Below are 20,776 nucleotides of genomic sequence, written 5' to 3' on the forward strand. Positions count from 1 at the left end.
TCCCTGCACGCCGCCGTGGTGCTGGCGTAGGCTGTCAGGGTTGCCGTCGGCGCCAGCAGCGTCGGGCAGTTCGACACCCCTCCACCAATGGGAGAAATCAGCCGTGCCTGGAGAAAATCTCACTCGTCTCGAAGCGCAGGAGCGCCGTGCCCTCATCGACACGCAGTCGTACGAGGTCTCGCTCGACCTCACCAAGGGCGCGGAGGTGTTCGGCTCGCGCAGTGTGGTCCGGTTCACCGCGACGCCCGGGAGCTTCACCTTCATCGACCTGATCGCGCGCGACGTGCGTGAGATCACCCTAAACGGCGAGCAGATCGACCCGGGGGCGGCGTACGCCGACTCGCGCATCGCGCTGGGCGATCTGCAGGCCGAGAACGTGCTGATCGTCGACGCCGACTGCCTGTACACCAACACCGGTGAGGGCCTGCACCGCTTCGTGGACCCCGTCGACGGCGAGGTCTACCTGTACTCGCAGTTCGAGGTGCCCGACTCGAGGCGCGTGTTCGCCGTCTTCGAGCAGCCCGACCTGAAGGCGACGTTCCAGTTCACGGTCACGGCGCCCGCCGCGTGGAAGGTCGTCTCCAACTCCCCCACTCCCGAGCCGATCGTGCATGATTCGTCGACGGACTCCGGAACGCAGAAGGTCGCGACGTGGGGCTTCGCGCCCACACCGCGCATCTCGTCGTACATCACCGCGCTCATCGCCGGTCCCTACGAGGCGACGTTCTCGGAGCTCACCAGCTCCTCCGGTGCGGTGATCCCGCTCGGCGTGTACGGCCGCAAGAGCCTGTGGCAGCACCTGGACGCGGACTACATCTTCGACAAGACGCGCGAGGGCTTCGCGTACTTCGAGTCGAAGTTCGGTGTGCCGTACCCGTTCGAGAAGTACGACCAGCTGTTCGTGCCGGAGTTCAACGCCGGTGCCATGGAGAACGCGGGTGCGGTGACGTTCACCGAGACCTATGTCTTCCGCAGCAAGGTGACGGATGCCGTCAAGGAGCGGCGCGTCGTGACGATCCTGCACGAGCTCGCGCACATGTGGTTCGGCGACCTCGTCACCATGAAGTGGTGGAACGACCTGTGGCTGAACGAGTCGTTCGCCGAGTGGGCCTCCACGATCGCGACGGCCGAGGCCACCGAGTGGAAAGCCGCCTGGACGACCTTCAACGCGATGGAGAAGACCTGGGCCTACCGTCAGGACCAGCTGCCCTCCACCCACCCGATCGTCGCCGAGATCAACGACCTCGAAGACGTCATGGTCAACTTCGACGGCATCACCTACGCGAAGGGCGGCTCGGTGCTCAAGCAGCTCGCCGCCTGGGTGGGCATCGACGCGTTCTTCGCCGGTGTCTCGCAGTACTTCCAGAAGCACGCCTGGGGCAACACCGAGCTCAGCGACCTGCTCAGCGAGCTGGAGACCACCAGCGGCCGTGACCTCAGCACCTGGGCGCGCAAGTGGCTCGAGACGGCCGGCGTGAACACCCTCGCCCCGGTCATCGCCGAGGACGCCGCCGGCACGATCACTCGCTTCGCGGTCACCCAGACCGCTCCGGCGGACTACCCCACCATTCGTCCGCACCGGATGGGGATCGGCTTCTACTCGCTCACCGAGGCCGGTGGCCGCAGCGAGCTGGTGCGCACGCACTACGTCGAGGTCGACATCGACGGCGACCGCACCGAGGTGCCCGAGCTGCAGGGGCTGAAGCGGCCGGACATGGTGCTGCTCAACGACAACGACCTCGCCTACGCGAAGATCCGCCTCGACGAGCGCTCACTGGCCACCGCGATCGCGCACCTCTCCGACATCGCGGATCCGCTGGCGCGCTCGCTCGTGTGGGGAGCCGCGTGGGATCAGACCCGGGATGCCGAGAGCACGGCCACCGACTACATCGACCTCGTGCTGGGAAACATCGGTCAGGAGACCGAGTCGACCACCGTGCGCACCACCCTCGCGCAGCTGCAGCTCGCCGCGAACATCTACATCGCACCGCACAATCGCGCGGCCGCGCGGGAGAAGATCGCCGATGGCCTGTGGGCGCTCGCCCAGCAGGCCGCGCCGGGCAGCGACGGACAGCTGCAGCTCGTCACCGCCTTCGCGAACTCCATCGCCACGCCCGAGCAGGCCGGCATCGTCGGACGGCTGCGCGCCGGCGAGGAGACCCTGCCCGGTCTGGAGATCGACGCAGACCTGTCGTGGCTGCTGCTGGTCGGCCTCGCCGCCGCCGGGGCGACCGACGCGGGCTCGATCGATGCGGCCCTGGCCGCCGACAACACCGCCAAGGGCGGCGAGTTCGCCGCGCAGGCGCGGGCCGCGCTGCCCACCGCCGAGGCCAAGCACGCCGCCTGGTCGTCGCTGATCGACAACGACGAGCTGCCCAACACCATCGTGCGCTCGGCCGCCCAGGGCTTCGTGCACCCGTCGGGAGTCGACGTGCTCGGGGAGTTCATCGAGCCGTACTTCGACATGCTGCTGCCGATCTGGGAGGGCCGCACCTACCAGATCGCCGACTATCTCATCGTCGGGCTGTTCCCACGCTCGCTCGCGAGCGTCGAGCTGCGCGACGCCACGCGGGCGTGGCTGTCCGCGCACCAGGACGCGGCGCCCGCGCTGCGGCGCCTGGTGCACGAGAACCTGGCGGATGTGGAGCGCGCACTGGCGGCGCAGGCGCGCGACGCGGAGGACTGACCCTTCGAGGTGATGGACATCCGCTTCGCCGCCGAGACTCCCGCCCCCGACCCCGCAGATCCGGGGTGGTGGAGCGGCATGCTGGACATCCTGGTGACGATCGGCGGCCGGGCGCTCGCTGTCGTCATCATCATCGCGAGCTGCGTGGCGATCGGGTTCATCCTGCGCCTGGTCATCCGCCGCGTCGTGCAGCGCATCGTGAACAGCGCCAAGTCGAAGGCGCGCGTCGACGACACTCAGGCCCTCGAGCGATCACCGCTCGCCGACATGCGCCTCGTCCAGCGCACCCGCACGCTCGGCTCGATCCTGCAGAACATCGTCAACGTGATGCTCGTGGTGATCGCGCTGGTCCTCATCGTGAACGCCATCCTCCCCAGCCTGCTCGGCTCGCTCACCCTGCTCACCGCCGCGGTCGGCGCCGGGCTCGGCTTCGGGGCGCAGAACATCGTCAAGGACGTGCTGAACGGCATCTTCCTCGTTGCCGAGGATCAGATCGGGATCGGCGACGTGGTCGATCTCGGCCTGGCATCCGGTGTCGTCGAGTACGTCAGCGTCCGCATCACGCAGGTGCGCGACGTCAACGGCACGCTCTGGTACGTGCGCAACGGCGAGGTCACCCGCATCGGCAACATGTCGCAGGGCTGGGCACGCGCGATCGTCGACCTGGGCGTCGCACCCGACGCCGACCTCGACGTGGTCGAGAAGACCATGCTGAGCACCGCGCAGGGGCTCGCGAAGGACCCGAAATGGCGCACCAGGATCATCGCCAAGCCGGAGGTGTGGGGGCTGGAGAGCATCGACGGCGACGCCCTGGTCATGCGCGTGGTGGTGAAGACGCGCGCGAACGCCATGGACGACGTCTCGCAGGAGCTGCGGCGCCGCCTGCGCTCGGCGCTGTCCGAGCGCGACATCGCGATTCCGCGAATGGCGGCGGTGACCCTCACCGGGCTCGAAGGCGCCCGGCGGGTGCGCGGCGCGAACCCGCCGGTCACCCGGCCCACCGCGGTCACCGGCGTGCCGCGGATCGTCGACCGCGGCATCTGGCGACGGCGCAAGAGCAGCGATGAGGAAGGCGGCGCGCAGTGACGTTCTACGACGAGGTCGGGGGCTATCCCACCTTCGAGCGCATCGTGTCGGTGTTCTACCGCGAGGTGGCGCTGGACCCGGTGCTGAAGCCGATGTACCCCGAGGAGGATCTCGGACCTGCCGCGCAGCGGCTGACGTGGTTCCTCGTGCAGTACTGGGGCGGGCCGACCACGTATGGCGAGCGACGGGGGCATCCGCGTCTGCGCATGCGCCACGTGCCCTTCCACGTCGACCCCGATGCGCGCGACCGGTGGCTGCGCCACATGCGCACCGCCCTCGACGAGGTCGCCCTCTCCCCCCTGCACGAGGCGACGCTCTGGGACTACCTGGAACGCGCCGCGTATGCCATGGTGAACACGTTCGAGCCATCGGGCATCGGCCACGCCCCGCAGGGCCGGCCGACGCTCGAGCATCGTGCCGCTCAGGAGTCGACGGAGACCACATGACCACCATCCCCCGCAGCCCCGCATCCGATGTGCTCGTGATCGGCTGGGGGCTGTCGGGGCTGGTGGCGGCGACCGAGGCGCTGCGCGCCGGACGACGGGTGACCGTCATCGATCAGGAGGCGCGGCAGGACCTCGGCGGACAGGCGTGGTGGTCGTTCGGCGGGCTGTTCCTGGTCGACTCCCCCGAGCAGCGCAGGATGGGCATCCGCGACTCCCTCGAGCTGGCGAGCGAGGACTGGTTCGGCAACGCCGGCTTCGACCGCCCGCAGGATGCCTGGCCGCGTCGCTGGGCGGAGGCGTACCTGCAGTTCGCGGCCGGCGAGAAGCGCAGCTGGCTGCGCGAGCACGGCGTCGGATTCTTCCCCGTCGTCGGATGGGCCGAGCGCGGCGGCGGCGGGGCGATCGGGCCCGGCAACTCCGTGCCGCGGTTCCACATCACCTGGGGCACCGGTCCCGGCATCGTCGCGCCGTTCCTCGCCGCGGTGGAGAGTGCGGAGGCCGAAGGACGTGCGACGGTGCTCGGCCGACACCGGGTGTCGGAGCTGATCGTGCACGACGGCCTCGTCGTCGGTGCGCGCGGCGATGTCCTCGCCCGCAGCCACCGTCCCCGCGGCGTCGCCTCGTCGCGGGAGCGGGTGGGCGAGTTCGAGATCAGGGCGGATGCCGTGATCATCGCCTCCGGCGGGATCGGCGGCAACCACGACCTCGTGCGCGCCTCCTGGCCCGAGCGGCTCGGGACTCCGCCGCAGCGGATGCTCACCGGCGTCCCCGCGTACGTCGACGGATCGATGCAGGAGGTGGCACGCGCCGCCGGGGCGTCTGTCATCAACGGCGACCGGATGTGGCACTACGTGGAGGGGATCGAGAACTGGGACCCGGTGTGGCCGGGGCACGGCATCCGGATCCTGCCCGGCCCGTCCTCGCTCTGGCTCGACGCGACCGGCGCACGTCTGCCGGTGCCGCTGTTCCCCGGCTTCGACACACTGGGAACGCTCGCCCATCTGCGCCGCATCGGCCACGACCACTCCTGGTTCATCACCTCGCAGAGGGTCGTCGAGAAGGAATTCGCCCTCTCCGGCAGCGAGCAGAACCCCGACCTCACCGGGCGCGATGTCGGCCTGCTGCTGAGGTCCCGGCTCGCGAAGGGCCCGACCGCCCCCGTGCAGGCGTTCCTCGATCGGGGCGCCGACTTCGTCGTCGAGGAGGACCTCGACGCGCTGCTGACCGGGATGGCCGCGCTGGCGGGTGGCGACTCCCTGGACCTCGAGCGGGTGCGCGCGGAGGTGATCGCGCGCGACCGCGAAGTCGAGAACGAGTTCACCAAGGACGCCCAGATCGGCCTGCTGCGCTCGATGCGCGCCTACCGCGGCGACCGGCTGATCCGCACGGCCGCACCGCACCGTCTGCAGGACCCGTCGGCAGCTCCGATGATCGCCGTGCGCCTGCACGTGCTGACCCGCAAATCGCTCGGCGGGCTGCACACTGACCTCGACGGCCGCGTGCTGGATGCGGCAGGTGCGCCCATCCCCGGCCTGTTCGCGGCCGGCGAGGCGAGCGGTTTCGGCGGCGGCGGGATGCACGGCTACCGCGCGCTGGAGGGCACGTTCCTCGGCGGCTGCCTGTTCTCCGGCCGCCAGGCCGGCCGTGCCGCGGGACGCTAGTCGAGCGTGCCGGTAAGGCGCACCGCGGTGAGCCCGGTCACCGACGGACCGCGGCTGAGCACGTGACCGCGGGCGAAGGCGAGGCGCGTCCAGCGCCCGGATCGGGTGATGCGCACCTGCTCGGCGTCCGCGCCGAAGGCCGCAGGGCCGGCGGCCAGGAAGCCGAACGCGTGCGCCGCGAACGCGACCCCTCGCGGCAGATCCCGCAGGGCGTCATCGGGTTCGCCCCACACGCGCGCGCGCAGCTCGCGCACCGCCTCCTCCCCGGCCCCCGGCGCGCTTCCCCGCGCGACGGCCGAGATGCCCCACTGCGCGCGCTCGGCGACGATCTGCGCACTCAGCTCGCCGACGTGCTCCCAGCTCCCGCGCGGCGGCGAGACCCCCGCCCACGCCGGCGCGCGCCCCGTGTCGGGCAGGGTCAGCTCGGCGGGCTGGGCGCCAGGGGTGAGCTCGTCCACGACGATGTCGCAGCGCAGCTCGGGGTCGGCGTGCACGATGCGCATGGCCAGGATCGTGGGGGTGGCATCGAAGATGTGCTGCGGGGCGAGGGCCGCCGAGGTCAGTGCGAGCACACCGCCCGCGGCCTGCAGCCGCACACCGTCCGCGCCCGCCCTGGCGGCACGCCCGGCGAAGGTGAGCACGTCCCGTGCGGTCTGGGCGTCGGCGAGCACGAGAGGTCTGGTCACTCCTCCTAAACTAGTCGGATGACCGCTGAGCAGGCCGCCCGCCGATCCGTCGACGCCCTCCTCGACGTTCTCGACCTGTCCGCCTCGGAGGCGCGCACCACCGAGGACATCTTCACGGGTCGCTCGCACTTCATGCCGACCGGGCGCATCTACGGCGGCCAGGTGCTGGCCCAGTCGCTGGTCGCCGCCGAGCGCACGCTGCCGCAGGAGCGCGTGGTGCACTCCATGCACGGCTACTTCCTGCGTCCCGGCGACACCTCCAGCGGGATCACCTTCGCCGTGGACCGCATCCACGACGGCCGCTCCTTCTCCACGCGTCGCTGCCAGGCGTTCCAGGGCGGGGTGCCGATCTTCTCGATGATCGCCTCATTCCAGGACGAGGACCCCGGCCTCGAGCACGCCATCCCGATGCCGGGCGATGTGCCGGGTCCCGAGCAGCTGCGCCCGGACGAGGAGCTGGTGGGCGAGGTGCATCCCCTCACCAGGAAGATGCTCGCCGAGCGACCCGCCGATGTGCGCCATGTGCAGGGGCCGCTCTTCGTGGACGTCGCCGGGGAGCGCATCGCGCACCAGGCGGTGTGGATGCGGCTGCGATCGCGGATGCCGGACGATCCTCGCCTGCACCGCGCCGCGCTCGCCTATCTCAGCGACATGACCATTCAGGAGTCGATCCTGCGTCGTCACGGCATCACGTGGAGCACGCCGGGACTGAAGGTGGCGAGCCTGGACCACGCCATGTGGTGGCACCGCTTCGGCCGCGCGGACGAGTGGGTGCTGTACGTGCAGGAGTCGCCGAACGCGCGCGGCGGCCGCGGCCTCGCCACGGGGCGGATCTACGACCGCGCAGGCGCGCTGCTGGCGACGGTCGCGCAGGAGGTCATGGTACGGGTGCCCTCCGGCGACGACCCGTCGCTCAGCGACGCGCGTAGCTGATCGGCTCGCCGACGAACGGCTCCCAGGCCGCGCGCATGTCCTCGGCGATGCGCACCGGTCGGCCGGTGGCGGCATCGACGAGGACGATCACGGCCGTCGAGCGGGCGTAGATCGTCCGCTGGTCGCTGTCGGGGTGGTTGTGCACCTCGTAGCAGACGTCCACGCTCGAGCCGCCGAGCTTGCCGAACCACATCTGCACCTCGAGCGGCCGCCGCTGGTACGGCACCGGCGCGAGGTACTCGATCTCCTGCCGCGCGATCAGCGTGAGCACACCCTGATCGATGCCGGAGTCGAGAACCGCGGTCTCCGGCGCCTGCTCCCCGGGGCCGGGCTTCCAGAAGGCGCGCACGCGCGCCTCCTCGAGCAGCTTCAGCATCGAGGTGTTGTTGACGTGATTGAACGCGTCGAGGTCGCCCCAGCGCAGGTGGATGGGGATGTGCAGGCGCCGGCCGTCGGTCATCTCGGCAGCGATCAGTCGCGCGTGAGCTTGCGGTGCGTGGTGCGGTGCGGGCGGGCCGCCTCGGGACCCATCCGCTCGATCTTGTTCGCCTCGTACGCCTCGAAGTTGCCCTCGAACCAGTGCCACTGGGCCGGGTTCTCCTCGGTGCCCTCGTAGGCGAGGATGTGCGTGGCGATGCGGTCGAGGAACCACCGGTCGTGCGTGATGACCACCGCGCAGCCGGGGAACTCGAGCAGCGCGTTCTCGAGCGAGCTGAGGGTCTCGACGTCGAGGTCGTTGGTGGGCTCGTCGAGCAGCAGCAGGTTGCCGCCCTCCTTCAGGGTGAGCGCGAGATTCAGACGGTTGCGCTCACCGCCGGAGAGCACGCCGGCCTTCTTCTGCTGGTCGGGTCCCTTGAAGCCGAACTTCGACACGTAGGCGCGCGAGGGGATCTCGATCTTGCCGACGGTGATGAAGTCGAGTCCGTCGGAGACGACCTCCCACAGCGTCTTGTTCGGGTCGATGTTGGCGCGGGACTGGTCGACGTAGCTGATCTTGACCGTCTCGCCGATCTTCAGGTCGCCGCCGTCGAGCGGCTCGAGGCCGACGATGGTCTTGAACAGCGTGGTCTTTCCCACGCCGTTGGGGCCGATCACGCCGACGATGCCGTTCGGCGGGAGGCTGAAGCTGAGCCCGTCGATGAGCATCCGGTCACCGAAGCCCTTCTCCAGCTTCTTCGCCTCGATGACCACGTTGCCCAGGCGCGGGCCGGCGGGGATCTGGATCTCCTCGAAGTCCAGCTTGCGGGTGCGCTCGGCCTCCGCTGCCATCTCCTCGTACCGCGCCAGACGAGCCTTCGACTTGGTCTGCCGGCCCTTCGCGCTGGAGCGCACCCAGTCGAGCTCGTCCTTGAGGCGCTTGGCGAGCTTCGCGTCCTTCTTGCCCTGGATGTCGAGGCGCTCGGCCTTCTTCTCGAGGTAGGTGGAGTAGTTGCCCTCGTAGCCGATCAGGCGGCCGCGGTCGACCTCCGCGATCCATTCCGCGACGTTGTCGAGGAAGTACCGGTCGTGCGTGATCGCGATGACCGCGCCCTTGTAGTCCTTCAGGTGCTGCTCGAGCCACAGCACGCTCTCGGCGTCGAGGTGGTTGGTGGGCTCGTCGAGCAGCAGCAGGTCTGGCTTCTGCAGCAGCAGCTTGGCCAGCGCGACGCGACGCTTCTCACCCCCGGAGAGCGGGGCGATGGCGGCGTCGGCGGGCGGCGTGCGCAGCGCGTCCATGGCCTGCTCGAGCTGCGAGTCGAGGTCCCAGCCGTCCGCGGCGTCGATCTCCTCCTGCAGCACGCCCATCTCCGCGAGCAGCGAGTCGAAGTCCGCGTCGGGGTCGGCCATCAGGGCGGAGATCTCGTTGAAGCGGTCCAGCTTCGGCTTGATCGCCACGCCGTCCTGGATGTTCTCCAGCACCGTCTTGGACTCGTCCAGCTCGGGCTCCTGCATGAGGATGCCGACGCTGAACCCCGGCGTGAGCTTGGCCTCGCCGTTGGAGGGGGTGTCCAGCCCGGCCATGATCTTCAGGATCGTCGACTTGCCAGCGCCGTTGGGGCCCACCATGCCGATCTTCGCGCCCGGCAGGAACGCCATGGTGACATCGTCGAGGATGAGCTTGTCGCCCACCGCCTTGCGGGCTCGCACCATGGAATAGATGTACTCGGCCACCGGGCAGCTCTCCTTCTGTCGACACGCACACGGATTCGGCTCCACGAGGGAGCCGACCATCCAGCCTACCCGTCCCGCCCGGGCCTTCGCTGCGTGCCGCTCACCACGGGGCGGAGGATCCTCGAGGCACGGGCAGCAGTCTCTTCGCGTCCCCGAGGTCCTCCGCCGAGCCTGACCGACTATGCGAAGGTGGTCTCGTCGAGCGGCTCCTCGGCGGCCTCCTCCCCCGCCGTGGTATCGATCAGGCCGTGCCGGCCCCAGGCGTCGCGCATGTCCGCCGGTACCTCGTCCAGGGCCGGGCCGTCGTCCGCCGGTGCGGCGGGAGCGAAAGGTCCGGCAGAGAAGGTGCCGGCGCTCGAGACGTCTGCCGTCGCAGCGGCGGGAGCGCTCGCCGTCGAGCCCTTCGGCCGGCGGACGAACGCGCTCGTGCCGCGGTTGAGGTCGTGTCCGATGGCATCGGCGACGATGTCGACGCTGACCCCCTTGCGCACGTCGTTCTCCCACTCCTTCACCTTCAGCGTCCCGGTGATGATCACCGGATCGCCGCAGCGCAGCGACGCCCGGCCGTGCTCGGCGAGGTCGCGGAACGCCGACACGGCGTACCAGCTGGTCTGTCCCTCCACCCATTCGCCGGTGCGGCGATCGCGGTACCCCGACGAGGACCCCACGCGGAAGTTCAGCACCGGCACGCCGCTGGGCATGGTGCGAAACGTCGGGTCGTTGCCGATGTTCCCCGCGATCGTGACGGTGTCGTGGATCAAAGTCATCTCGTGCTCCTCAGTCATCCCGGGGCGGGCCCGGCTGGGAACAGCGTGCACCGAGCGCCGGTCGCGCCGTGCACGCTGTTCCCACCGCAGGTGGAGAACCCGCGCAGATCGTCGACTGTGCAGGACGATGCTCCTTGCGGTGCGAGGCGCGGCTCAGTGCACGAACAGCAGCAGCCCCGCGACCAGCACGAAGAGCACCCCGAAGATCGTGTTGAGCACGTGCTGGCCGCGCGCCTGGCGGGTGAAGCGGCGGAACGGCTTCGCCGCGGCGGCGAAGAAGAACCACATCACCAGCACATCGACGACGATCACGGTGCCCAGCAGGATCGCGTACTGCGGCAGAGGGTCGCGGTCGAGCCGGACGAACTGCGGCACGAAGGCGAGAAAGAACACCACCGCCTTGGGGTTGAGCAGGTTCACCCAGAAGCCGCGCCGGAAGATGGACGCGGCATGCTCGCGCGCTCGCGTGGTCTCCTGCAGACCCCCGGCCTCTGGCCGGGCGAGGATGAGCCGGATCCCGAGATAGACGAGATACGCCGCGCCGACGTAGCGGATCGTCTCGAACAGCAGCGGAGAGCGCGCCACCAGCAGCCCCATCCCGGCCGCGACGATCGCCACATGCACGACGAGCGCCGCCTGCTGCCCCAGCACGCCCCAGAGGGACCGTCGCCAGCCCTGCGTCAGCGCACTGCTCATGGTGTTGATCGCCCCCGCACCGGGCGTGAAGCTGATCACCACACAGGCCGCGAGTAGCGAGAGCCATACCGTCCAGGTCACCAGCACAGCGTAGTGAACGTGCGGACCGGCCCTGCGCACGCCGCGATGTCGGCGGCCGGTCCTACGGTGAGGGCATGACCCTTCCGATCGAGAATCCGTCCTGGCTCACCCGCGTGGGCGTGTTCGACCTCGAGACCACCGGCGTCGACGTCACGCGCGATCGCATCGTCACGGCGCACATCGGCGTGCTCGACCGGCACGGCACCCAGATCGCCGCGCGCGACTGGCTCGCCGATCCCGGCATCCCCATCCCCGACGGCGCGAGCGCAGTGCACGGGATCAGCACCGCGCACGCCCGTGCACACGGACGACCCGCGCACGAGGTGGTGGCGGAGGTCACGGCGGCGCTGCGGATGCTGTTCGCGCAGGGCCTGCCGATCGTTGCCTACAACGCCTCCTACGACTTCTCGCTGCTCGCGCACGAGGCCCGCCGGTACGGCATCCCCGAGCTCAGCGCGCCGGCACCCGTGATCGATCCGCTCGTCATCGACAAGGCGGTCGACCGCTACCGCCGAGGCAAGCGCACGCTCACGGTCGTCGCCGAGCACTACGCCGTAGAGCTCGACGCCGCCCATGAGGCATCCGCCGACGCGGTCGCGGTCGGGCGCGTGGCCCTGGCGCTGGCTCGCGAATTCGCGCTTCCCGCCACCGCTCTCGAACTGCACACCCGGCAGATCGCCTGGGCACGGGAGCAGGCGGAGAGCCTCACCGAGCACTTCGTGAGGATCGGGCGACTGGACCCCGAGGACCCGCTCGACGGCGCGTGGCCGGTGCGGGACTGAGCGCTCCAGCGAAGGCAGGGCCGGACATGCAGAAGGCCCCGCCGAGGCGGGGCCTTCTGTGTGAGCGGCTCTTACTTGGCGCCGCCGAAGCCCTTGAAGCGCTGGTTGAACTTCTCGACGCGACCGGCCGAGTCCATGATGCGCTGCTTGCCCGTGTAGAACGGGTGCGAGGCCGAGGAGATCTCGACGTCGACGACGGGGTACTCCACGCCGTCCAGCTCGATCGTCTTGTCGCTGGTGACGGTGGAGCGGGTGAGGAAGGTCTCTCCCGAGCCGAGGTCGCGGAACACGACGGCCTGGTAGTCGGGGTGGATGTCAGTCTTCATGGGATTCCTTACGTGGTGCCCTGGATTCTGCCAGGGACGAGGGAAGTCTGCGGTGCGAGCGCACCGAGGAGCAATTTTAGCACCTCTGCCCGGGTGCTTCCGCCCGCGTGCGCTCTCAGGATGCCGTGGCGCGCGCGGCGTAGCGTCCGCCGTCCTCGCTCAGCACGATCGGCATGCCGAACGCCTCGGTGAGCGCGTCGGCGGTGAGCGTCTGCTCGATCGGGCCGGCGGCGACGATGCGGCCCTCGCGCAGCAGCATCACGTGCGTGAAGCCCACCGGGATCTCCTCCACGTGGTGCGTGACCATGACCATCGCCGGCGTCGTTGGTGAGGCGGCGTATCCGCTGAGCAGCTGCAGCAGCTCCTCCCGCGCGCCCAGGTCCAGGCTCGCTGTCGGCTCGTCCAGCAGCAGCAGCTCGGGGTCGGTCATCACCGCGCGCGCGATCTGCACGCGCTTCTGCTCGCCGTCGCTGAGAGTGCCGAACAGCCGCTCGGCGAGGTGATCCAGCCGCCAGTCGGCCAGCACACGGCGCGCGCGTCGCTCGTCGATCCCCTCGTAGGCCTCGTTCCAGCGGCCCATCACCGAGTACGCGGCCGTCATCACGGTGTTCAGCACGGTCTCATCGCGCGGGATGCGGCGGGCCATTGCCGAGGAGGCGAAGCCGATCCGCGGACGCAGCTCGAACACGTCGGTGCGTCCCAGGATCTCGCCGAGCACGCTCACCGTGCCAGAGGTCGGGTGCATGAGTGTGTCGGCCAGCTGCAGCAGGGTGGTCTTGCCGGCGCCGTTGGGGCCGAGCACCACCCAGCGCTGCTCCTCCGACACCGACCAGGTCACGCGATCGACGATGTTGCGACCTTCCCGACGCACGACGACATCGGTGAATTCCAGAGCGCTCGACATGGCGACCAGCCTATCGGCTCAGGAGGTCAGCTCCTCGTACAGCGCGCGGGTGGTGTCGGCGATCGCACCCCAGCTGAAATGCGTCCGCGCGCGCTCGCGTCCGGCCTCGCCGTACTCCTTGGCGCGAGCCGGATCCGAGGTCACCTCGGTGAGCGTCGCAGCGAGATCCGCGACGTAGCGGTCGGGATCGACCGGCGTGCCGGTGCCGTCCTGCAGCTGCTCGATCGGCACGAGGCGCCCGGTCACGCCGTCGGCGACGACCTCGGGGATGCCACCGGTCGCGGTGCCGACCACAGCGGCGCCGCAGGCCATGGCCTCGAGATTGACGATGCCGAGCGGCTCGTACACCGACGGGCAGACGAAGGTGGTCGCCGCGGTGAGGATGGCCGACAACTCGTCACGCGGCAGCATCCGCTCGATCCACACGACTCCCTCGCGACTCTGCTGCAGCAAGCGCACGCCCTCCTGCACCTCGGCCATGATCTCCGCAGTGTCGGGCGCCCCGGCGCACAGCACCAGCTGCACATCCTTCGGCAGCTGCTGCGCGGCGCGCAGCAGGTACGGCAGACCCTTCTGACGCGTGATGCGTCCGACGAAGACGACCGAGGGTCGGGCGGGGTCGATGCCCATGCCGCGCAGCAGGGCGGGGTTGTCGACCGGGCGCCAGCGCTCGACGTCGATGCCGTTGTGGATCACGTGCACGCGCGCGGGATCGACCTGCGGATAGCTGCGCAGGATGTCCTGGCGCATACCGGCGCTGACGGCCACGATGCCGGCCGCGTTCTCGTAGGCGAGCTTCTCGATGCCGCTCGAGACGGCGTAGCCCCCGCCGAGCTGCTCGGCCTTCCACGGCCGCAGCGGCTCGAGGCTGTGCGCGGTGAGCACGTGCGGGATGCCGTGCAGCTGAGAGGCGAGATGACCGGCGAAATTGGCGTACCAGGTGTGACTGTGCACCAGATCGGCGCCCGCGATGTCGCCCACCATCACCAGATCCGTGCCCAGGGTCTGCACCGCCGGGTTCGCTCCGGCGAGCTCGCCCGGGGTGCGGTAGGCGCTGGTGCCGGGCTCACCGCGCTCGGCGCCGAAGGCGCGCACCTGCACCTCGATGCTCGAGCGCAGCGCCGCCACGAGCTCGGCCACATGCACACCGGCCCCGCCGTAGATCTCCGGCGGGTACTCCTTGGTGATGATGTCGACGCGCATGACTGCACGGTAGTACATCGACCGCTCGGCCCTCTATGGTTGACGCATGTCGGCACCAAAGAAGGTTTTCGGGATCATCCTCGCCGGCGGCGAGGGCAAGCGACTCATGCCCCTCACAGCGGACCGCGCGAAACCCGCCGTGCCCTTCGGGGGTCAGTACCGACTGATCGATTTCGCGATCTCGAACCTCATCAACTCCGGGCTGCGGCAGGTCGTCGTGCTGACCCAGTACAAGTCGCACAGCCTCGACCGGCACATCTCCCAGAACTGGCGGATGTCGGCGCTGCTCGACTCGTACGTGGCATCCGTGCCCGCACAGCAGCGACTGGGCAAGCGCTGGTTCTCGGGGTCGGCCGACGCGATCCTGCAGAGCCTGAACCTCATCAACGACGAGAAGCCCGACATCGTCGTCGTCATCGGCGCCGACCACGTCTACCGGATGGACTTCCAGCAGATGATCGCCGCGCACGTGGCATCCGGAGCGCCGGCGACCGTCGCCGGCATCCGGCAGCCGCTCGCCCTCGCCTCACAGTTCGGCGTGATCGACGCGGATGCCGAGACCGGCCGGATCCGCGACTTCCTCGAGAAGCCCGCCGACCCGGCGGGCCTCGCCGACTCCCCCAACGAGGTGCTCGTGTCGATGGGCAACTACGTCTTCGACACCGATGCGCTCATCGCCGCCGTGGAGGCCGACGGCGAGTCCGCCTCGTCCGGCCACGACATGGGCGGCGACATCATCCCCTACTTCGTCGAGCGCGGCGAAGCCGGCTACTACGACATGAAGCAGAACGACGTGCCGGGCTCGTCGCCTCGCGACCGCTCGTACTGGCGCGACGTGGGCACGATCGATTCCTACTTCGACGCGCACATGGATCTCATCTCGACCCTGCCGATCTTCAACCTGTACAACACCGCCTGGCCGATCCGCACGCAGAACGTGAACATGCCGCCGGCGAAGTTCGTCCGCGACGCCGTCGGGCGCATCGGGAACGCGATCGACTCCGTGGTCGCGGCGGGTTCGGTGCTGTCGGGCACGCACATCGAGCGCAGCGTGATCGGGCTGGGAGGGGTCGCGCTGGGCGGCTCGACGATCACCGACTCCGTGCTGCTCGATCAGGTGCACCTCGGCCTGGGCGCGCGGGTGCACCGCGCCGTGCTCGACAAGAACGTCACCCTCGACGACGGGGCCACCGTGGGCGTCGACCGCGAGCGCGACCTGGAACGCGGCTTCACCGTGACCGACTCCGGCATCACCGTCGTCGGCAAGGGCGTGCGCATCACCCGCTGACCGCTACGCTCGGACGGGTGACCGCCGCGCGCTTCCTCGTCGTCCTCGATGCCGATTCCACCCTGATCCGCAACGAGGTGATCGAGCTGCTCGCCGACGAGGCCGGCCGACGCGAGGAAGTGCAGGCTGCGACCGAGGCTGCCATGCGCGGCGAGGTGGACTTCGCCGCGAGCCTGCGCTCGCGCGTGCGCGCCCTCGAGGGCGTGCCGACCTCCGCGTTCGCCCGCGTGCGCGCGCGCATCGAGCCGACGCCCGGCGTGCAGGCGCTCACGGCGGCCGTGCACGAGCGCGGCGGCGTGGTGGGAGTCGTCTCGGGCGGGTTCCACGAGATCCTCGACGACATCGCCCCCGGCCTCGGCGTGGACCGCTGGCGCGCCAACCGGCTCGCGCTCGCCGGCGATGCGCTGGCCGGGACGGTGGAGGGGCCGATCGTGGATGCCGCCGCCAAGGCCGCCGCCCTGCGGGACTGGGCGGACGAGCTCGGCGTCCCCGCACACGCGACGCTCGCGATCGGCGACGGTGCGAACGATCTCACCATGATGGCGGTCGCCGGCCTCGGGATCGCCTTCAACGCGAAGCCGGCCGTGCGCGCGGCGGCGGCGCTCGTGGTGGGACCGCAGGACCTCGCCGAGGTCATCCCGCTGCTGCCGTGAGCGCCGATGCGCGCCGGCACCCGCCTGTGCGATGTGCGCTCAGTGCCCCATGCCGAGGCCGCCGTCCACCGGGATGACGGCTCCGGAGATGTAGGCGGCGTCGTCACCGGCCAGCCACGCGACCGCCCCGGCGACCTCGTCCGGGCTCGCGAAGCGGCCCGCCGGAATGCTCGCCTTGTACTGCTTCTGCGTCTCCTCCGGCAGCTCTGCCGTCATGTCGGTCTCGATGAAGCCCGGAGCCACGACGTTCGCGGTGATGCCGCGCCCGCCGAGCTCGCGCGTGAGCGAACGCGCGAAGCCGACCAGTGCGCTCTTCGACGCGGAGTAGTTGACCTGCCCCGCCGAGCCGTACAGTCCGACGACGCTGGAGATGAGGATGACGCGGCCGAACCGTGCCCGCAGCATGCCCTTGGAGGCGCGTTTGACGACACGGAAGGTGCCGCCGAGGTTGGTCGCGACGACGCTGTCGAAGTCGTCCTCGCTCATACGCATGAGCAGGGTGTCCTTGGTGATGCCCGCGTTGGCGACCACGATCTCGACCGGGCCGAGCTTCTGCTCGACCTCGGAGAAGGCCGCGTCGACGGCCGTCGCGTCGGTGACGTCCGCCCGCACCGTGAGCGTGCCCTCGGGCCCCTCGCCGCTGCGCGCGGTCACCGCGACCCGGTACCCCTCGCGGACGAAGCGTTCGGCGATGGCGCGGCCGATGCCGCGGTTTCCACCGGTGACGAGGACGACGCGCTCAGCGCTCATGAGGGCTCCTGACTGGGGGGACGGACCGCACGCCATCCTACCGACGCCATCACCGCGATCCGACCGCGCCATTTGACAGGGTGCGCGGTGCCTGCGAGCCTGCAGAGCGGACGAGAGCACCGCAGAGGGGACGCCATGAGCGCGAACAATCCACCGGGACCCTACGATCCCCCGCCGTACCAGCCGCCGGCACCGGCTCCCTACACGCAGGGGTACGGGTATCCGTCGCCGTACAGTACCCGCCGTCCCCCCAGCGGGCTGGCCGTGGCCGCGCTCGTGTGCGGCATCGTCGGGATCGTCGGCAGCCCGCTCATCGCCTTCCTGCTGGTGCCCGTGCTCGTGCCGCTCGCCGCGGTCGTGCTCGGCCACATGGCGCGCGCGCAGATCCGGCGAGACCCCGGCCTCGGCGGATCCGGTATGGCGCTGACCGGTCTCATCCTCGGGTACGTGCCGCTGGCGATCAGCCTGCTGCTCGTGATCGCCGCGGTCGTGTTCGGCGTAGCCCTGCTCGGCACCGTCGCGACCTCCCCCGTCTCGTTCAGCTGACGCGCCGTCCTTCAGCTGACGCGCGCCGCGGCCCTCGCGCGCGGCGTAGGCTGGAAGCACCGTGAGATCACAGCGCCACGCCCCCGCCGTCACCTCCCTGCCGCAGTCGCCGCAGGACGAGGCGACGCATCGCGTGCGCCGCTACGCGCTGACCATGGCGATCCGCACCGTGTGCTTCCTGCTCATGGCGTTCGTCCAGCCCATCGGCTGGTGGACCTGGGCGTTCGCCGCAGCGGCGATCTTCCTGCCCTACATCGCGGTCGTCTACGCGAACGCGGGCTCCGACAGCACCCCGACGGCCGTCGAGTCGCCCGCCCGCCAGCTGGAGGCGTCCACGCCGGTCGTCACATCCACGCCGCCGGTGGCCGACCCCGAGGTCATCACCATCGTCGAGCAGCGTGACGATCGCGGAGCCGATGAACGATGAGCGGCGCGAGCCAGTGCGCGCGAGCCGATTGCCGTGAGGACGCCACGCACCACATCGTCTGGCGGAACCCGCGCATCCATGCGGAGGACCGCCGTAAGATCTGGCCGGCCTGCGATGAGCACGTCGGATTCCTCAGCGAGTACCTGCGGGCGCGCGACTTCCCCGTCCGCATCGAGCCCCTGCCCGTGGGCGGCGACGACGCGGTCGGGGCCCCGGGGTGAGCCGCCGTCTGCTGCGCTGGGGCGGGTACCTGCTGGTTGCCATCGCCTTCGCCGTCGCCTGCGTGTTCCTCTCGCAGTGGCAGTTCGATCGCAACGAGACGCGCACCGCGCAGATCGCCCTCGTCGAGCGCAACTACGACGCCGATCCTGTCCCGGCCGCCGCCCTCATCGGCGCGGACGGCGCGCTCGATCCGGCCGACGAATGGCGCCCGGTCCATCTGCACGGCGAATACCTGCCCGAGAAGCAGCTGCTGGTGCGCAATCGCCCGCACGGCGGCACCAGCGCCTTCGAGGTCCTCGTGCCGTTCCGCGATGACAGCGGCCTGGTGCTGCTGGTCGACCGCGGCTGGATCTCGCCGGGCGAGGATCCGGTGCCGAAGAGCGTTCCCGCTCCCCCGGCGGGTGAGACGACCGTCACCGTGCGGCTGCGACCGGGTGAGCGGCTGCCGTCATCCGGTCGCGGCGCCCCGGAGGGGCAGGTGCCCACCATCCACCTCCCGACGATCGCCGAGCGGGTCGATGCCGCGCTGGCGACGGGCGGCTACGGCGAGCTGATCGCCGAGGAGCCGGCGGCCGCCGACCGGCTGGGCGGCTTCACCGCACCCACCGAGGACCCCGGTCCGCACCTGTCGTACGCCATCCAGTGGATCCTGTTCGCCGTCATGGGCTTCGCCTTCATCGGCTACGCCATCCGCACCGAGATCGTGAAGGCGAAGGAGGATGCCGGCGAGATCCCCGTGCGCGCTCCGCGTCGGCGTCGCGATCGCGACGCCGACGATGAGGACGCGCTGCTGGACGCCGTGTCCCGCTGACCACCCGCTGTCGATCCCCGCAGTTGCGCGAGCGCGTGACCGTCGTTCGGCGTCAGGCCAGTTCGATGAGCTCCTGGTACTCCCGGCTCCAGATGTCCTCCACCCCGTCGGGCAGGATGAGCACCCGCTCCGGGTTGAGCGACTCCACCGCGCCCGGGTCGTGCGAGACGAGCACCACCGCGCCCTCGTAGTGCGCGAGCGCGCCGAGGATCTCCTCGCGCGAGGCCGGGTCGAGGTTGTTCGTGGGCTCGTCCAGCAGCAGCATGTTCGCCGAGGACACCACCAGCGTCGCCAGCGAGAGACGCGTCTTCTCACCCCCGGAGAGCACACCCGCGGGCTTGAGCACGTCGTCGCCGGTGAACAGGAACGAGCCGAGCACCTTGCGCGCCTCGGTCTCGGTGATGTCGGGGGCCGCCGACATCATGTTCGCCAGCACCGACCGGTCGACGTCGAGGTTCTCGTGCTCCTGCGCGTAGTACCCGACCTTCAGCCCGTGACCCGGCTCCAGCTGGCCGGTGTCGGGCGCGTCGACTCCGGCGAGGATGCGCAGTAGCGTGGTCTTGCCCGCGCCGTTCAGGCCGAGCACGACCACCTTCGAGCCGCGGTCGATCGCGAGGTCGACGTCGGTGAAGATCTCCAGTGACCCGTACGACTTCGACAGGCCGGAGGCCATCAGCGGCGTCTTGCCGCACGGCGCCGGCTTCGGGAAGCGCAGCTTCGCCACCCGGTCCACCTGGCGCACCTCGTCCAGGCCGGACAGCAGCTTCTCGGCGCGCGCGACCATCTGGTGCGCGGCCGCCGCCTTGGACGCCTTGGCACCGAACCGCGCCGCCTGCTGCTGCAGCTGAGTGGCCTTCTTCTCGGCGTTCGCGCGCTCCTTCTTCCGCCGTTCCTCGTCCGCCACACGCTGGCGCAGGTAGTTCTTCCAGTTCATGTTGTAGATGTCGATCATCTGGCGGTTCGCGTCGAGGTAGAACACGCGGTTGACCGTCTCGCCGACGAGGTCGACGTCGTGGCTGATGACGATCAGTCCGCCCTTGTAGCTCTTCAGGAACTCGCGCAGCCACACCACGCTGTCGGCGTCGAGGTGGTTGGTCGGCTCGTCGAGGATCATCGTCTCGGCATCCGAGAACAGGATGCGGGCGAGCTCGATGCGGCGGCGCTGACCACCGGACAGCGTGCTCAGCGGCTGGTCGAGGATGCGGTCCGGCAGCGAGAGGTTGTGCGCGATCGACGCGGCCTCCGCCTCGGCCGCGTAACCGCCGAGTGCTTCGAAGCGCTCGGTGGCGTTCGCGAACTTGCGCATCGCGCGGTCGGCGACCTTCGGGTCGTCGGACGCCATGTCCTGCGAGGCCTGCGCCATCGTCAGCTGGATCGAGCCCAGTCCACGCGCGTCGAGGATGCGTGTGCGCGCCAGCATCTCCGGGTCGCCGGTGCGGGGGTCCTGCGGCAGATAGCCGAGCTCGCCCGAACGGGTCACCTTGCCCTCGGATGCGAGCACGTCTCCGGCGAGCACCTTGGTCAGCGTGGTCTTGCCGGCGCCGTTGCGACCGACAAGGCCGATCTTGTCGCCGGCGGCGACGCGGAACGACACGTCCGACATGAGCACGCGCGCTCCGACGCGGATCTCGAGTTCATGCACGGCAAGCACAGCGTCATCCGATCTTCGGG

22 protein-coding genes are annotated in these 20,776 nt (G+C 70.1%); 12 read left to right on the forward strand and 10 right to left on the reverse strand.

Going from position 1 to position 20,776, the window contains the following annotated elements:
* The first annotated feature begins 103 nt into the window (after window positions 1-103).
* From pepN to WFG93_RS07305, 4 genes are read left to right on the forward strand one after another with little or no spacing between them, the layout of a single operon-like run.
* Entirely contained in the window at window positions 104-2,686 is a 2,583-nt protein-coding gene (gene pepN, locus WFG93_RS07290) for an aminopeptidase N (RefSeq protein WP_336645640.1), read from the forward strand.
* 12 nt (window positions 2,687-2,698) lie between these two features.
* Window positions 2,699-3,772 (forward strand): mechanosensitive ion channel family protein, encoded by a 1,074-nt coding sequence (locus tag WFG93_RS07295; RefSeq protein WP_336645641.1) that lies wholly within the window; start codon window positions 2,699-2,701, stop codon window positions 3,770-3,772.
* On the forward strand, window positions 3,769-4,218 hold the full coding sequence (locus WFG93_RS07300; RefSeq protein WP_336645642.1) for a globin: 450 nt from the start codon (window positions 3,769-3,771) through the stop codon (window positions 4,216-4,218). Before WFG93_RS07295 ends, WFG93_RS07300 begins: the two co-directional genes overlap by 4 nt.
* Window positions 4,215-5,879 carry an FAD-binding dehydrogenase gene (locus tag WFG93_RS07305; RefSeq protein WP_336645643.1) on the forward strand — a complete coding sequence of 555 codons (1,665 nt, stop codon included), beginning with the start codon at window positions 4,215-4,217 and terminating at the stop codon, window positions 5,877-5,879. Before WFG93_RS07300 ends, WFG93_RS07305 begins: the two co-directional genes overlap by 4 nt.
* Here WFG93_RS07305 and WFG93_RS07310 read toward each other — a convergent pair.
* On the reverse strand, window positions 5,876-6,565 hold the full coding sequence (locus WFG93_RS07310; protein WP_336645644.1) for a hypothetical protein: 690 nt from the start codon (window positions 6,563-6,565) through the stop codon (window positions 5,876-5,878). The two genes, WFG93_RS07305 and WFG93_RS07310, sit on opposite strands and share 4 nt — an antisense overlap.
* Window positions 6,566-6,583: 18 nt before the next feature.
* Here WFG93_RS07310 and WFG93_RS07315 point away from each other — a divergent pair, with 18 nt between their 5' ends.
* The gene (locus WFG93_RS07315; protein WP_336645645.1) at window positions 6,584-7,498 is read left to right on the forward strand and encodes an acyl-CoA thioesterase; all 915 of its coding nucleotides are present in this window, start codon (window positions 6,584-6,586) and stop codon (window positions 7,496-7,498) included.
* Here WFG93_RS07315 and WFG93_RS07320 read toward each other — a convergent pair.
* From WFG93_RS07320 to WFG93_RS07335, 4 genes are all read right to left on the reverse strand, one after another.
* Window positions 7,479-7,958: an acyl-CoA thioesterase gene (locus WFG93_RS07320; RefSeq protein WP_336645646.1), complete on the reverse strand. Its 480-nt coding sequence runs from the start codon at window positions 7,956-7,958 to the stop codon at window positions 7,479-7,481. The genes WFG93_RS07315 and WFG93_RS07320 overlap by 20 nt on opposite strands.
* A gap of 11 nt (window positions 7,959-7,969) precedes the next feature.
* Window positions 7,970-9,649: an energy-dependent translational throttle protein EttA gene (gene ettA / locus WFG93_RS07325; protein WP_336645647.1), complete on the reverse strand. Its 1,680-nt coding sequence runs from the start codon at window positions 9,647-9,649 to the stop codon at window positions 7,970-7,972.
* Window positions 9,650-9,828: 179 nt separating this feature from the next.
* Window positions 9,829-10,416, reverse strand: a complete 588-nt coding sequence (locus WFG93_RS07330; RefSeq protein WP_336645648.1) for a single-stranded DNA-binding protein — start codon at window positions 10,414-10,416, stop codon at window positions 9,829-9,831.
* Window positions 10,417-10,569: 153 nt separating this feature from the next.
* Window positions 10,570-11,193, reverse strand: coding sequence for a LysE family translocator (locus WFG93_RS07335; RefSeq protein ID WP_336645649.1), 624 nt, complete (start codon window positions 11,191-11,193; stop codon window positions 10,570-10,572).
* Window positions 11,194-11,267: 74 nt separating this feature from the next.
* Here WFG93_RS07335 and WFG93_RS07340 point away from each other — a divergent pair, with 74 nt between their 5' ends.
* On the forward strand, window positions 11,268-11,975 hold the full coding sequence (locus tag WFG93_RS07340; protein WP_336645650.1) for a 3'-5' exonuclease: 708 nt from the start codon (window positions 11,268-11,270) through the stop codon (window positions 11,973-11,975).
* Window positions 11,976-12,046: 71 nt separating this feature from the next.
* Here the strand turns inward: WFG93_RS07340 and WFG93_RS07345 are convergent, their stop codons facing one another.
* The 3 genes from WFG93_RS07345 to glgA all read right to left on the reverse strand — a co-directional run bounded on the left by WFG93_RS07345 (window position 12,047) and on the right by glgA (window position 14,408).
* On the reverse strand, window positions 12,047-12,301 hold the full coding sequence (locus WFG93_RS07345; protein ID WP_336645651.1) for a type B 50S ribosomal protein L31: 255 nt from the start codon (window positions 12,299-12,301) through the stop codon (window positions 12,047-12,049).
* A gap of 115 nt (window positions 12,302-12,416) precedes the next feature.
* The gene (locus WFG93_RS07350; protein WP_336645652.1) at window positions 12,417-13,205 is read right to left on the reverse strand and encodes an ABC transporter ATP-binding protein; all 789 of its coding nucleotides are present in this window, start codon (window positions 13,203-13,205) and stop codon (window positions 12,417-12,419) included.
* Between the two features lie 18 nt (window positions 13,206-13,223).
* The gene (glgA, locus tag WFG93_RS07355) at window positions 13,224-14,408 is read right to left on the reverse strand and encodes a glycogen synthase (protein ID WP_336645653.1); all 1,185 of its coding nucleotides are present in this window, start codon (window positions 14,406-14,408) and stop codon (window positions 13,224-13,226) included.
* Window positions 14,409-14,454: 46 nt separating this feature from the next.
* Between glgA and WFG93_RS07360 the strand changes: the two genes are divergently transcribed.
* A complete protein-coding gene (locus WFG93_RS07360; RefSeq protein WP_336645654.1) occupies window positions 14,455-15,696 on the forward strand; it encodes a glucose-1-phosphate adenylyltransferase in 1,242 nt (413 codons plus the stop codon).
* Between the two features lie 17 nt (window positions 15,697-15,713).
* Complete coding sequence (gene serB, locus WFG93_RS07365; protein ID WP_336645655.1) at window positions 15,714-16,349, forward strand: phosphoserine phosphatase SerB; 636 nt, start codon at window positions 15,714-15,716, stop codon at window positions 16,347-16,349.
* A gap of 39 nt (window positions 16,350-16,388) precedes the next feature.
* Here serB and WFG93_RS07370 read toward each other — a convergent pair whose 3' ends face one another.
* On the reverse strand, window positions 16,389-17,099 hold the full coding sequence (locus WFG93_RS07370; protein ID WP_336645656.1) for a beta-ketoacyl-ACP reductase: 711 nt from the start codon (window positions 17,097-17,099) through the stop codon (window positions 16,389-16,391).
* A 135-nt stretch (window positions 17,100-17,234) separates the two neighbouring features.
* On the opposite strand from WFG93_RS07370, the gene WFG93_RS07375 reads away from it, so the two are divergent.
* The 4 genes from WFG93_RS07375 to WFG93_RS07390 all read left to right on the forward strand — a co-directional run bounded on the left by WFG93_RS07375 (window position 17,235) and on the right by WFG93_RS07390 (window position 19,105).
* Window positions 17,235-17,645 (forward strand): DUF4190 domain-containing protein, encoded by a 411-nt coding sequence (locus WFG93_RS07375; protein WP_336645657.1) that lies wholly within the window; start codon window positions 17,235-17,237, stop codon window positions 17,643-17,645.
* A gap of 61 nt (window positions 17,646-17,706) precedes the next feature.
* A complete protein-coding gene (locus WFG93_RS07380; RefSeq protein WP_336645658.1) occupies window positions 17,707-18,072 on the forward strand; it encodes a DUF3099 domain-containing protein in 366 nt (121 codons plus the stop codon).
* Window positions 18,069-18,293: a hypothetical protein gene (locus tag WFG93_RS07385; RefSeq protein WP_336645659.1), complete on the forward strand. Its 225-nt coding sequence runs from the start codon at window positions 18,069-18,071 to the stop codon at window positions 18,291-18,293. The genes WFG93_RS07380 and WFG93_RS07385 overlap by 4 nt, the downstream gene beginning before the upstream one ends.
* Window positions 18,290-19,105, forward strand: coding sequence for an SURF1 family cytochrome oxidase biogenesis protein (locus WFG93_RS07390; RefSeq protein WP_336645660.1), 816 nt, complete (start codon window positions 18,290-18,292; stop codon window positions 19,103-19,105). Before WFG93_RS07385 ends, WFG93_RS07390 begins: the two co-directional genes overlap by 4 nt.
* 52 nt (window positions 19,106-19,157) lie before the next feature.
* On the opposite strand, the gene WFG93_RS07395 is transcribed toward WFG93_RS07390, so the two are convergent.
* Window positions 19,158-20,756: an ABC-F family ATP-binding cassette domain-containing protein gene (locus WFG93_RS07395; RefSeq protein ID WP_336645661.1), complete on the reverse strand. Its 1,599-nt coding sequence runs from the start codon at window positions 20,754-20,756 to the stop codon at window positions 19,158-19,160.
* Window positions 20,757-20,776: the final 20 nt, after the last annotated feature.

It is taken from the genome of Microbacterium sp. USHLN186, assembly GCF_037145155.1.
GTDB lineage: Bacteria > Actinomycetota > Actinomycetes > Actinomycetales > Microbacteriaceae > Microbacterium.

Excerpts from the sequence above, each read along its gene's own strand:
- WFG93_RS07295 (WP_336645641.1), top strand. The coding sequence starts at position 2,699 with ATGGACATCCGCTTCGCCGCCGAGACTCCCGCCCCCGACCCCGCAGAT.
- WFG93_RS07305 (WP_336645643.1), top strand. The coding sequence starts at position 4,215 with ATGACCACCATCCCCCGCAGCCCCGCATCCGATGTGCTCGTGATCGGC.
- WFG93_RS07315 (WP_336645645.1), top strand. The coding sequence starts at position 6,584 with ATGACCGCTGAGCAGGCCGCCCGCCGATCCGTCGACGCCCTCCTCGAC.
- WFG93_RS07320 (WP_336645646.1), bottom strand. The coding sequence starts at position 7,958 with ATGACCGACGGCCGGCGCCTGCACATCCCCATCCACCTGCGCTGGGGC.
- WFG93_RS07330 (WP_336645648.1), bottom strand. The coding sequence starts at position 10,416 with ATGACTTTGATCCACGACACCGTCACGATCGCGGGGAACATCGGCAAC.
- WFG93_RS07340 (WP_336645650.1), top strand. The coding sequence starts at position 11,268 with ATGACCCTTCCGATCGAGAATCCGTCCTGGCTCACCCGCGTGGGCGTG.
- WFG93_RS07345 (WP_336645651.1), bottom strand. The coding sequence starts at position 12,301 with ATGAAGACTGACATCCACCCCGACTACCAGGCCGTCGTGTTCCGCGAC.
- WFG93_RS07350 (WP_336645652.1), bottom strand. The coding sequence starts at position 13,205 with ATGTCGAGCGCTCTGGAATTCACCGATGTCGTCGTGCGTCGGGAAGGT.
- glgA (WP_336645653.1), bottom strand. The coding sequence starts at position 14,408 with ATGCGCGTCGACATCATCACCAAGGAGTACCCGCCGGAGATCTACGGC.
- WFG93_RS07360 (WP_336645654.1), top strand. The coding sequence starts at position 14,455 with ATGTCGGCACCAAAGAAGGTTTTCGGGATCATCCTCGCCGGCGGCGAG.
- WFG93_RS07370 (WP_336645656.1), bottom strand. The coding sequence starts at position 17,099 with ATGAGCGCTGAGCGCGTCGTCCTCGTCACCGGTGGAAACCGCGGCATC.
- WFG93_RS07375 (WP_336645657.1), top strand. The coding sequence starts at position 17,235 with ATGAGCGCGAACAATCCACCGGGACCCTACGATCCCCCGCCGTACCAG.
- WFG93_RS07385 (WP_336645659.1), top strand. The coding sequence starts at position 18,069 with ATGAGCGGCGCGAGCCAGTGCGCGCGAGCCGATTGCCGTGAGGACGCC.